Source organism: Pseudomonas sp. S49 (assembly GCF_009866785.1).
In the GTDB taxonomy this organism is placed as follows: domain Bacteria; phylum Pseudomonadota; class Gammaproteobacteria; order Pseudomonadales; family Pseudomonadaceae; genus Aquipseudomonas.
Genome location: NZ_CP019432.1, coordinates 1,168,765 through 1,180,925, shown reverse-complemented (window position 1 = coordinate 1,180,925; position 12,161 = coordinate 1,168,765). Strand labels below are relative to the sequence as shown.

The following is a 12,161-nucleotide window of genomic DNA, read 5'->3' as shown; positions in this document are numbered from 1 at the left end:
CCCCATGGACACTTTGCAAAACATGCGCGCCTTCAGTTGTGTCGCCGAAGCCGGCAGCTTCACCGCCGCCGCCGTGCAACTCGACACCACCACCGCCAACGTCTCGCGCGCGGTCTCCAACCTGGAAGCCCACCTGCAAACCCGCTTGCTCAACCGCACCACGCGGCGCATTGCCCTGACCGAAGCGGGCAAACGCTACCTGCTGCGCTGCGAACAGATTCTGGCCTACGTCGAAGAGGCCGAAGCCGAAGCCAGCGACGCCCACGCCCGCCCGGCCGGGCAATTGAAAGTGCACACCATGACCGGCATCGGCCAGCACTTCGTCATCGACGCCATCGCCCGCTACCGCAAGACTCACCCCGACGTCACCTTCGACCTGACCCTGGCCAACCGCGTGCCGGACCTGCTCGACGAGGGCTACGACGTGTCCATCGTGCTCGCCAGCGAATTGCCGGACTCGGGTTTCGTCTCGCAACGGCTGGGCATCACCTACAGCATCGTCTGCGCATCCCCCGCCTACGTGAAAGCCAACGGCGCCGCGCAAAAACCCAGCGACCTGCTCAACCACGCCTGCCTGCGTCTGGTCAGCCCGGTGATTCCGTTGGAGAAGTGGGCCTTCGACGGCCCGGAAGGCCAGGAAATGGTCACCATCAACAGCTCACCGTTTCTGGTGAACTCCGCCGACGCGATGAAAACCGCGATCACCAGCGGCATGGGCGTTGGCGTGTTGCCGGTGTATGCGGCGATCGAAGGCTTGCGCAACGGCACACTGGTGCGGGTCATGCCGAACTACCGCTCGCAAGAACTGAACCTGTATGCGATCTACCCGTCGCGGCAATATCTGGATGCGAAGATCAAGACGTGGGTTGAGTATTTGCGTGGGTCGTTGCCGGAAATTCTCGCGGCGCATCAGGCGGAATTGGCGGCGTATGAGTTGAGTGGCAGCCTCGCCGGCGTGCGTGTCGCCAACTGAATGTAGCGTTCTGCCGACGTTACTGAACCGGGGCAATTGGCGTTGGCAGTCCCTCTGACGTTCAATTCTCCTCTACTGTCAACTGTCAACTCTGACAGTTGACAGTGTTCCCCCCCACTCCTAGCTTGAAAACGTCGCCAGACCTTGTCTGGTTCACGGAACGATCAACGCCAAGGAGTTCATCATGTTCACCAGGCATCAGTTTCCCATTATCAAAACCTCTCCCAGCATCGGTCGTATGACGGCCCGCATATCGGGTGATCTGGACTTCACCTCGCAAAACTCAGGCTTCGCCTATGACCACTACACCACCGACAACAAACTGCACTTGTCTTTAAACACGGTACAGCTCACTACCGATGCAAATAGAAACGAAATCGAGCGCGGCATTGAAATAGTGTTCCCACCCGACATCTCGAGCGGCACCTATAACTTCGAAGATAAAAAGGTCTGTGCGACTTTTTGGAAGATATGGCAAGTGGAGACCCATATCCGCTTTGAAACCTACAGTGCTGATACAGGCTCCATCACCTTGAGTTTTGATCATGATCAAGAACTGTACAAGGGGAGCTTTCAGTTCAAATCTGCTGGCGCTGAAGGTAAGGAGCTGGAGGTCAATGGTGGTACGTTCTCCATCAAAGGGCGGGACAGTATTTCGCTCTGAATCTGCCGCGGCCTGTGGCAGAAGAGCAAAAGCTGACCCTCTTCGCCGCGCAGACTTTTGACCCACGGCTCTCTTCATCGCCCCAACTGTCTCCTAAACAAAACGCCTCACCTCCAGGAGCTGCCGCAGGCTGCGATCTTTTGATCTTGCTGTTTAAAAATCAACAGATCGCGGCCTACGGCAGAGCCTACAAAAACAGGGATTTCGCGGATGTTTCCGACAGGTTTTGCAGGTTGTCCGTCGGAAGTGCGGTGGCTAGGATTTGGGTGTCGCTGACGAATCAGCGACCGGACTTGGTCGTCCGGGTTTAGAATGGCGCACTTTTTCAGCTTGCTTAATGGCGAACTGTGCGTGGGAGGGCTTTGGCCCTGCCGGGTTTCCATTCCCTGGTCGACCAACCCGCGTACAGTTCGCCACCCTACTGCTTGGTCGCAGTGTGTGACGAACTCCACATCCCGAATGGAGTTTCACCATGATCAAACCAACGCCTAATCCGCCCGAAGCGGAGAACACCACCCCCTACGAATTCCCCGGCTCGAAGAAATTTCACGAAGCCGCCGAACGCGCCCTCGACCACTACCTCAAACCCAACGCGCTCACCCTGCGCTTCCACAAATCCAGCACCATGTTCCAGGTCGCCCCCGATCAGGACAGCGAAAGCCTGCTGGTCCACGCCTGCGAATCACTGGCCCAGGCCAGCCTCATGACCAGCGACATCGCCGCCTACATCGACCTGCCGCAACGGCGGACGATTCTGGCGATTCAGCAGATCATCATGCTGGCTGAACTGGCGGTGAATCGAGTGCTGGATAACCACGAAATCTCCCAATCCCCTTCACAAAGCTAAAAGCCCCTCACCCTAACCCTCTCCCGGAGGGAGAGGGGACTGATCAAGGTGTTTGGCAGGGCTACACCGACGTGCGATACCGTGTTGAACTCAGATTTTGAAATGCCCAAAAATCGGCTCCCTCTCCCTCGGGAGAGGGCTGGGGTGAGGGGTAAATTCACCGCAAAACAAAAGCCAAGCGCGTGTCTTCCCATCCAGCGGACAGGACGTAAGTTCGGCTGCGGCCATCGGGCTGACTTTAAACAGAACGTCATATTCGCGCAGATCAGCCACAGCCTGCGACCGAGGGACTTTCTGTTTAAAAATCAAGCAATCCACACCTACAACAACTCCTACGAAAACCAGGAATCAGCGGATGTCTCCGACAGGTTTTGACGGTTGTCCGTCGGAAGTGCGCTGGCTAGGATTTGGGTGTCGCTGACGCATCAGCGACCGGGTCTGGAAAACCCGATTTCAACTACCAAAGCTCATGGCATACTGCGGCGCTTTTTCTGCTCGCAATGTTATGGCGGCTGTACGCGGGAGGCCCTTGGGCCTGCCGGTTTTGGCAAGTTGACCGGTTTTTCCAGTCTGCGTACAGCTGCCACCCTTTCGCCTGGAAAACGAAAAGTGGCAGCTTCAACTCAACTTGCCACGAGTATGTTTCCTATGTTCAAACCAACGCCTAATCCACCCGAAACCGACGACACCACCCCCTACGAATTCCCCGGCTCAAAGAATTCCACGAAGCCGCCGAACGCGCCCTCGACCACTACCTCAAACCCAACGCCCTCACCCTGCGCTTCCACAAACCGAGCACCATGTTTCAGGTCGCCCCGGAACAGGATAGCGAAAGCCTGCTGGTCCACGCCTGCGAATCACTGGCACAGGCTAGCCTCATGACAAGCGACATCGCCGCCTACATCGACCTGCCGCAACGGCGGACGATTCTGGCGATTCAGCAGATCATCATGCTTGCCGAACTGGCGGTGAACCGCGTGCTGGATAACCACGAAATCCCGCAATCCCCGGCCCACAGCTAAAAGCCCCTCACCCTAACCCTCTCCCAAAGGGAGAGGGGACTGATCGAGGTGTTTGGGTGAGCTACGCCGACGTGCGATACCGAGTCGAATTCAGATTCTGAAACAGATCAAAAGCCCCTCACCCTAGCCCTCTCCCGGAGGGAGAGGGGACTGACCGAGGTGTTTGGGAGAGTTACGCCGACGTGAAATACCGAGTCGACACTCAGATTCTGAAACAGATCAAAAGCCCCTCACCCTAGCCCTCTCCCGGAGGGAGAGAGGACTGATCGAGGGGTTTGGAAGAGCTAGGCCGACGTGCGATACCGAGTCGAACTCAGACTTTGAAAAGCCCAAAAATCGGCTCCCTCTCCCTCGGGAGAGGGCTGGGGTGAGGGGCAAATCCACCACAAATCCAAAGCCGACCACGCCCCGCTCTTCACCACTCAATAGGCCGAATGCCAGCTCGCCTGCTCTTGATCTTGATCCACGGGCGACGTCGGAAGGCTGAGTGGAGGGATTGATCCGGGCGTGGGAGCGCAGCGACCGTTTGGCGCAGCCAAACACAGCGAGAGGAGGTGCAGCGAAGCAAACCGGAGACGCTGCGCCCGGATCGATCCCGCAGCGAAGGAACCCCGAGCCCCAGCGAGCGGGCCGCACGTAGGAGCAAGCGTTTTTTTGCTTACTTTTTTGAGGCGTTTGTCAAAAAAGTGAGTCGCCGTAAGGGCGAAACCCTAAGCCGCCATCACCCAAAAAACGGATATACACCCAACACCACCCAAAACCTGGTCGGCCCAGAGGCCGCCAAGACAACCCCAAGCCAGAAATGTTAGCGTGCTTGGTATCAAGCCCGAACAAGAGCCAAAAACGATGAAAAAAACTGTCCTGGCCTTCAGCCGCATCACCCCGCCCATGATCGAACGCCTGCAGCAAGAGTTCGACGTCATCGTCCCCAACCCAAAGAACGGTGACATCAACGCCCAATTCAACGAAGCCCTGCCCCACGCCCACGGCCTCATCGGCGTCGGCCGCAAACTCGGCCAGGCCCAACTCGAAACCGCAACAAAACTCGAAGTGGTCTCAAGTGTCTCCGTCGGCTACGACAACTACGACCTCGCCTACTTCAACGAACGCGGGATCATGCTCACCAACACCCCGGATGTGCTCACCGAAAGCACCGCCGACCTCGCCTTCGCCCTGATCATGAGCAGCGCCCGCCGCGTCGCCGAACTCGATGCCTGGACCAAGGCCGGCCAATGGCAAGCCAGCGTCGGCGCGCCCTTGTTCGGCTGTGACGTCCACGGCAAAACCCTCGGCATTGTCGGCATGGGCAACATCGGCGCCGCCGTCGCCCGCCGTGGCCGCTTCGGCTTCAACATGCCGATCATCTACAGTGGCAACAGCCGCAAAACCGAACTGGAGCAGGAACTCGGCGCGCAATTTCGCAGCCTCGATCAACTGCTCGCCGAAGCCGATTTCGTCTGCCTGGTGGTGCCGCTCAGCGACAAGACCCGCCATCTGATCAGCCACCGTGAACTGGCGCTGATGAAACCCGACGCCATTTTGGTGAACATATCGCGTGGCCCGGTGGTCGATGAACCGGCCCTGATCGAAGCCCTGCAAACCAAGCGCATTCGTGGCGCCGGCCTTGATGTGTACGAAAAAGAACCGCTGGCCGAGTCGCCGCTGTTCCAGCTCAGCAATGCCGTGACTCTGCCGCACATCGGCTCCGCGACGAATGAAACCCGTGAAGCCATGGCCAATCGTGCACTGGCCAACCTGCGCAGCGCCCTGCTCGGCGAACGCCCGCAGGATCTGGTCAACCCGCAAGTCTGGCGCGGATAAAAAAACACGGGCAAGTGCGCTATCGCATTTGCCCGTTAGTTATGCCTTACACAACTTGAAATTGAACAGCAAAGCCAATTAAACAACAGCATTATAAGCTCTGCCTGCCTGTCGAATAATCGACAAACGCTATGGAGAGCCAATACCTTGAACACCCTGACAACCGAAAAACTCATTCGTTACAGCAAAGTCATATTGATGGCTTACATCAGCTTCTTTGGCGTGCTGGTGATGATCCACAACTTTACCGATTACAATTCAAACTACACCTACGTGGCTCATATCCTGAGTATGGACACCACCACCGCCAGTGAAACCATCAAGTACCGGGCCATTGAATCACCGATGATCCATCACCGGATCTACTGGTTCATCATCACGCTGGAAGTCACGTATACCGTGCTGTGCCTGATAGGCACCTATCAGTTATATCGCCACATCGATGCTTCCGCAGAGATATTCCAAGAGGCAAAAAAGTTCTCGATCATGGGCATATTGGCAGCCATTTTCATTTATTACGTGTGTCTGCAAACCGTGGGTGTGGAATGGTTTGACATGGACACTTCGCAATCTTGGAATGCCAAGGATTGGGCGCGACATATCGTTGACTTCATCTTCCCGGTAATGATTTACATCACATTGAAAGTCGAGCGCTGAAGTTCAGCGCTCGTTTATTTCAAGCCAGCTTTCCCTGTACCGGCGCCACCACCGCTTTCGGTTTACGAAACACCAATACGTTGCCCAGCATCACTAACACCAGTCCGACCAGCGCCGGCGCTGTCCACTGATAACCCTCAGCAAATGCCGAGACGTTCAGCGCCACAACCGGGAACAGCACGGTGCAGTAAGCCGCGCGCTCCGGGCCCATGCGTCCGACCAGCGTCAGATACGCAGTGAAACCGATCACTGAGCCCGGGATGACCAGATACAGCAGCGCACCGACGTAACGCGGGCTCCAATCCATGTCGAACGGAATGCCCTTGACCAGACACCACACCGACAGCATCGCCGCGCCGTAGGCCATGCCCCAGGCGTTGGTGGTCAGCGGCTTGAGACCCGCTTTCTGCTGCAGACTCGAGAGCATGTTGCCCGCCGAGAAACACAAGGTGCCGCACAACGCCAGGCCGAGACCGAGCAAGGTTTGCGGGCTGGCCTGATGCCCGGCCAGTTCCGGCCAGAACAGCATGCCCAGGCCAAACAGGCCCAATGCACCACCCATCAGCACATTGCGCGCGATGCGCTGGCCGAAGAACACCCGCGCATTCAGCGCGTTCCACAGCGTTGCGGTCGAAAATACTACCGCGACCAGTCCGCTGGGAATCCACTGACTGGCGGTCAGGAAGCACATGAAGTTGACGCAGAACAGACACACCCCCTGCGCCACGCAGATGAGATGCCCACGGCGGTTCATCGGTTGCAGGCGACGGCTGAGCAGCAACAGCGCAAACAGCACCAGCGCGGCGAGGCCGAAGCGATAGACGATCGATACGGGAATCGCCACCACGCCCAATTGCCATTTCAGGGCAATCCACGTCGTGCCCCAGATCAGCACGGTCAGCAAATACAACGACAGGTTCATGGCACACACTCCTCGATAGGCCTTGAGTGTCTGCCCGGGCGTTCATTGCGCGCTTGCAGATTCTTGCGCTTTTGTCGGGCGGCAGGCTGGCAGCTCGGCGTCTACGGAGTAGGATGCAAGGCGTTGAAGAGAACCGCTCATGGCCGCCATCGATACCTTGCAAGTCTTTCAAGCGTTGAACAGCTCGCCGAACGCACGCCTTGTGCACAGCGCCGAGCTCGGTGACGGCTTGTCTGCGGCTTTGTGGACCAACCACCACGATGCGCAGGAATACGCAGCGCCGAGCCACCACACGTTGTCCTGTTACATCGCCGGTGGCACCGGCACCTTTCGGCGCGGGCAACCCGGACAAAAAGGCGGGCCAGACAAGCTATGCATCCTGCCCGCCGATCATGAGTCGGGCTGGGTGATCAACGGCGATATCCGTCTCGCACACTTGTATTTCAGCGCCGAACAATTCGCCCTCGGTTGCGTCACGCTGCTGGATCGCGAACCGCGGGAAATGCAGCTGCGCGAGCAAACCTTTCTCGAAGACCCGCAACAGGCGCAGCGCTTTCGGCAACTGCTGAGCCTGAACTGGGACGAACCCGCCGAACGCTTGCTGACCAGCAGCCTCGCCCATGAACTGATCAGCCACACCTTGCTCAGCCAGGTGGGTGCGCGTCAGGGTTTGCGTTTGAAGGGTGGATTGGCGCCACACCAGCGGCGGCAATTGGTGGAGTTCATCGACACTCAGTTGGCCGAGCCGATCAGCCTCGGTCAACTGGCCGGGTTGTGTGCGTTATCGGAATACCACTTTGCGCGGATGTTCCGTACGAGCTTCGGCCTGCCGCCGCACCAATACGTGCTGGCGCGACGCTTGAGCCGGGCACGGGAGTTGTTGCGCGGAACGGCGTTGCCGTTGGGTGAGATTGCGCTGGCGTGCGGGTTTGCCAGCGCGAGTCATTTCACCAATCGGTTCAAGCAGGTTCTGGGCGGGACGCCGGGCGATTATCGGCAGGCGTTTTTGCGTTGAGCCCCTCTCCCTCGGGGAGAGGGTTAGGGTGAGGGGCTTCTGATCTTGCCTTAAAACTCCAAAGTGCTGGACAGCGAAACCTGCCGCGAATCGCCCATCGACACAAAGAACCGGCTCGCCGCCGAGGTGTAATACGTGCGGTCAAACAGGTTCTTCACATTGAGCTGAAACTTGACCTTCTGCCCTTCGACTTTGGTGTCGTAAGTGGCAAACGCATCGGCCACGGTATAGCTCGGCAGATCAAAATCGTTCACCGCGTTACCCGCACGTTCACCGACATAACGCGCTCCAGCGCCGACGCGCAACTGGTCGCCGCCGATCACGCTGCCGAAGTCATACACCGCCGACAGTGAGCCGGAATTCTTTGCCACGTTTTGCAGGCGCTTACCTTTGTAATCCGGGTCTTCGGTCACTTCAGCATCGGTGTAAGCGTAGCTGCCGATCATGCTCCAGCGGTCAGTCAGTTGGCCGGTCAGGTCCATTTCCAGACCGCGCGAGCGCACCTCACCGGCGGCGCTGTAAATCGTCGTCGGGCCTTCAGAGTTGGCCACCAGCACGTTGCGCTTCTTGATGTCGAACAACGCAATGTTGCCAGTGACGCGCCCCGGCATATCCAGCCGCGCGCCGAGCTCCCATGACTTGGCTTCTTCCGGCGCGATGCTGCCGTCGAGCACGGTGCTGCTGCCGCTCAGCGGGGCGATGGTCGAGTTGGGTTTGAACGATTCGGTGTAGCTGCCGTAAAACGACAAGGCGTCGGTGTAGCGATACACCAGACCTGCGCGCGGGACGAACTTCTGGCCGTTGCTGTCGGTGTTGGCCTTGAACGGCACGCCTTTGCCGGCGTACTGGTCGTACTCCTGGAAGCGCCCGCCGGCGACCAGAATCCACTGGTCATTGAGGTGAATCGAGTCCTGCATGAACACCGAATCGCTGCGCAGTTCATCGGTCTGCGCACTGTCGGGGGCGCTGACGGTCGTGCCGGCGACTTCGCGGCCATACACCGGATTGAGGTAGCTGAACGTGGTCAGGCTTTTCTGGCGGATCAGGTCAGCGCGGTAGATCTTGCGGTACTCGTCATCAACACCGAACACCAGATCATGCTGCATGCCCAGCACGTTGACCTTGCCTTCGAGACTGGCGGTGGTGAAACGGTCGGTGCTGATCGCGTTCTGGGTGCCATCCATGCTGCGGGTCAACGTGCCTTTTTTCGTGTCGATTGCAATCACGCGGACTTGGCTGGCGTCGTAGGTTTCGCGGTTCCAGCTGTAGCCGAAGTGGGCTTTCCAGTCGTCGTTGAGGTCGTGGTCGGCTTCAAAGTGATACAGATCCGAGCGGCCTTCCATGTTGTTGAACGGCTCGTCGAGACGCTCTTTGCGGGAGATGTCCAGCGGATGATTGGTACGTGGATCGATCAGTGTGCCGCGATCGAAAGGCGTGAGAAATTCGCGGTGCTCGTAGGCGAACAACAGCTTGGTGCTCTCGCCGAACCAGGCCAGCGACGGGGCGATCAGGGTTTCACGGTGGGTGCCGAAGTTGCGCCAGTAATCTTCGTCTTCGTGATCGAGCACCATGCGGTAGGCCAGCCCGGAATCACCCAGCGGGCCGGTACTGTCGAGGCTGCCGCCGCTGCCGTTCTTGCCGTCACCGTAGGTCGAACCGCGCAAGGTCAGCGCATTGTATTGCGTCAATTCCGGCTTCTTGCTGACCATGTTGACCACGCCACCCGGGTCTTGGATGCCGTAGAGCAACGAGGCCGGGCCTTTGAGTACTTCAACACGATCGACGGTGGCGTTCATGCCACGGCCCTGCACGATCGGCATGCCGTCGCGCATGATCGAGCCGTTGCGGTTGTCACCGAAACCGCGCGTCATCACCGAATCCTGAGTGCTGCCCAAGGTATTGCCCTGGGTGATGCCGCTGACATTGGCCAGTGCATCATCGAGATTGCGTGGTGCCTGATCGCGGATCACTTGCGCCGGGATGACGTTGACGGTCTGCGGGATTTCCTGCAACGACGCCGAAGAACGCATCACCGAACTGGTTTCCGGCGGCTGATAACTCATCGACTCGTCGCGCATCGAGGTGATGGTCGTGGCACCAAGGTTCAACGCGCCTTCGGTGGGTTTGGGCTCCAGCGCCAGCGTGTGGCTATCGGTGCGGCGGAAACTCAGGCCGGAGCCACTGAGCAGACGTTGCAGCGCTTGTTCGGCACTCATCTGGCCATTGACTGCCGGCGCGGTGAGGCCGTAAGGCGCTTCGTCGGTGTAGACCACGCTCTGCCCGGTGACGCGGCTGAAATCGCTCAAGGCTTGCGGCAACGGTTTGGCGGCCAGGGAAAAGTTGAACTGCTTTTGCGCCTGGCTGCTGACGGTTTCAGCGGCGAGCGCCACGCTCATCGGCAACAATGCCAATGCCGAAAAGCTCAGTGCCGACACGCCTAACCATTGTTTGACCGAACCCGATTTTGCCCTGGACTTCATTGCTCAATGACCTGTGTAGAACCGCAACGGATGCGAATGACTCGCAGTTTCAGTCACTACACGGATGGGGCAGATGTTTACCTCACCAACATTTGAAAATTATTTTTTGTGGTGTTCGATCGGGCGCCATCGCGAGCAGGCTCACTCCTACATTTGGAATGCGTTCCCCTGTAGGAGTGAGCCTGCTCGCGATGGCTTTAGCCGCCTCAACGCAAAATTATCAGATGCCCCAACACCTGATGCTGCTCAAACCCCATCACCCCTTGCAGTGAACTGAGCACCGCCTGCGGATCCTTGCTCGGAAAACTGCCACTGACCTTACGCGCCGCCAGCTCATCGTTGAGCAACACTATTCGCCCGGGGTAATAACGGCGCAGATCCTCGACCACATCGGCCAGCGTCGACTTGTAATAAGTCAGCCAACCCTGACGCCAGGCCAGTTGCGCTTCGCTGTCCACCGCGTGAAGCTTTTGCGCCGTGCCTTCGCCGTAAGCAACCTGCTGACCAGCGGTGAGAATCTGCTGTTCGCCGTCGCGATCCGCCGTCACGCCAACGCGCCCGGACAACACCGTGACCTGCGCACCGTGAGGCTGCAGTCGCACTTCGAACTGCGTGCCGAGCACTCGCGCCTGACCTTTCTCGGCCTCGACCACAAACGGCTCGCCGGTGTGCGTAACCGTGAAAAATCCGGCACCACGACGCAGCTGAACATGCCGCTCGCCATGGCTGAAATCCACGGCAATCGCACTGTCGGCATCCAGCGTCACCTGCGATTGATCGGCCAGCGTTACCGTGCGGATCTCTCCGGGCGCCGAAACATAATCGGCGCCCAGATCATCGATCCAGCGTTGCGGTTGCCAACCGCTGCCGAGGCTGACCATCAGCAACAGACACGCCGCCATCGCCAGCGCCCCCGACCAACGCAAAAGCTGCGGACGGCGCGGGCGATCCATCGCATCGAGATAACCCTGCAACGCCAAAGCCTCTTCATCGGCCAGCGTGCGCGCCGGGCTTTCGCTCAACTCCCAGAGCACTTGCGCCTGCGCATACGCTTCGGCATGCGCCGGATCGGCGCGCAGCCATTGACTGAAGGTCAGTTGATCGCCGGCGCTCGGCCGGTCATGCAACAGGCTCAGCCAGGCAAACGCAGCCTGCTCTTGCGCGGGCGTCGGGGTGGTGCAATCGGATGGCTTCACGGTGCTTTCCCTGGCAGGCGTGGCGCGGGTTCGCGCAGGCTGGCCTTGCAGGCCTCGAGGGCGCGCATCATATGTTTTTCCACGGCACTTTGGGACAGGCCCATGGCTTTGGCGATGTCCGCGTACTTGCGGCCGTGGATGCGATTGAGCAAAAAGATCTGCCGGGTGCGTTCGGGCAACGCACGCAACGCCGCTTCGACATGGCGCAGATCATTGCCCGCTTCCAGCGCCGCTTGCGGTTCGCTGCCGTGGCTGTCCGGCGCGTCCGGTTGCCAGCCTTCGTTGACGCGCGTGCGTGTGCCTTCGCTGCGCAGATGATCGATGGCGATGTTGCCGGCGCAGCGCAGAAGATAGGTGCTGAGCTCTTCGACCTGCACCAGCGGCCGCCGCCAGAAACGCAAAAACAGGTCCTGAACCAGATCCGCCGCCGTTGCCCGGCAACCCACGCGCCGGCTCACCAGCGCTTCCATTTGCGAACGCTGAGACAGAAAAACCTGGAGAAAATGCGCACGCGCCCCGCGCGGCTCGTCGTCGCGGGATTCCGGCGGTAGACCGATCAGCACT

General features: G+C 59.0%; 10 protein-coding genes and 1 pseudogene. 7 read left to right on the top strand and 4 right to left on the bottom strand.

Going from position 1 to position 12,161, the window contains the following annotated elements; all coding sequences use genetic code 11:
- Positions 1–4 precede the first annotated feature (4 nt).
- The 6 genes and pseudogenes from PspS49_RS05055 to PspS49_RS05030 all read left to right on the top strand — a co-directional run bounded on the left by PspS49_RS05055 (position 5) and on the right by PspS49_RS05030 (position 5,984).
- Complete coding sequence (locus PspS49_RS05055; RefSeq protein ID WP_102900633.1) at positions 5–973, top strand: LysR family transcriptional regulator; 969 nt, start codon at positions 5–7, stop codon at positions 971–973.
- A gap of 184 nt (positions 974–1,157) precedes the next feature.
- On the top strand, positions 1,158–1,637 hold the full coding sequence (locus PspS49_RS05050; RefSeq protein WP_127925899.1) for a hypothetical protein: 480 nt from the start codon (positions 1,158–1,160) through the stop codon (positions 1,635–1,637).
- Positions 1,638–2,109: 472 nt separating this feature from the next.
- Positions 2,110–2,484: a DUF6124 family protein gene (locus tag PspS49_RS05045; protein WP_127925898.1), complete on the top strand. Its 375-nt coding sequence runs from the start codon at positions 2,110–2,112 to the stop codon at positions 2,482–2,484.
- Between the two features lie 648 nt (positions 2,485–3,132).
- Positions 3,133–3,506, top strand: a pseudogene (locus PspS49_RS05040) (hypothetical protein).
- Positions 3,507–4,352: 846 nt separating this feature from the next.
- The gene (locus PspS49_RS05035) at positions 4,353–5,327 is read left to right on the top strand and encodes a D-glycerate dehydrogenase (protein ID WP_127925896.1); all 975 of its coding nucleotides are present in this window, start codon (positions 4,353–4,355) and stop codon (positions 5,325–5,327) included.
- 147 nt (positions 5,328–5,474) lie between these two features.
- Positions 5,475–5,984, top strand: coding sequence for a DUF2165 domain-containing protein (locus tag PspS49_RS05030; RefSeq protein ID WP_160038370.1), 510 nt, complete (start codon positions 5,475–5,477; stop codon positions 5,982–5,984).
- A 19-nt stretch (positions 5,985–6,003) separates the two neighbouring features.
- Here PspS49_RS05030 and PspS49_RS05025 read toward each other — a convergent pair whose 3' ends face one another.
- On the bottom strand, positions 6,004–6,906 hold the full coding sequence (locus tag PspS49_RS05025; protein ID WP_160038368.1) for a DMT family transporter: 903 nt from the start codon (positions 6,904–6,906) through the stop codon (positions 6,004–6,006).
- A gap of 139 nt (positions 6,907–7,045) precedes the next feature.
- Between PspS49_RS05025 and PspS49_RS05020 the strand changes: the two genes are divergently transcribed.
- Entirely contained in the window at positions 7,046–7,921 is an 876-nt protein-coding gene (locus tag PspS49_RS05020; protein WP_160038366.1) for an AraC family transcriptional regulator, read from the top strand.
- Positions 7,922–7,971: 50 nt separating this feature from the next.
- Here the strand turns inward: PspS49_RS05020 and PspS49_RS05015 are convergent, their stop codons facing one another.
- From PspS49_RS05015 to PspS49_RS05005, 3 genes are all read right to left on the bottom strand, one after another.
- Positions 7,972–10,401 carry a TonB-dependent receptor gene (locus PspS49_RS05015; protein ID WP_160038364.1) on the bottom strand — a complete coding sequence of 810 codons (2,430 nt, stop codon included), beginning with the start codon at positions 10,399–10,401 and terminating at the stop codon, positions 7,972–7,974.
- A 206-nt stretch (positions 10,402–10,607) separates the two neighbouring features.
- Entirely contained in the window at positions 10,608–11,597 is a 990-nt protein-coding gene (locus tag PspS49_RS05010; protein ID WP_160038362.1) for a FecR family protein, read from the bottom strand.
- Positions 11,594–12,160, bottom strand: a complete 567-nt coding sequence (locus tag PspS49_RS05005) for an RNA polymerase sigma factor (RefSeq protein ID WP_127925890.1) — start codon at positions 12,158–12,160, stop codon at positions 11,594–11,596. The genes PspS49_RS05010 and PspS49_RS05005 overlap by 4 nt, the downstream gene beginning before the upstream one ends.
- Position 12,161 lies beyond the last annotated feature (1 nt).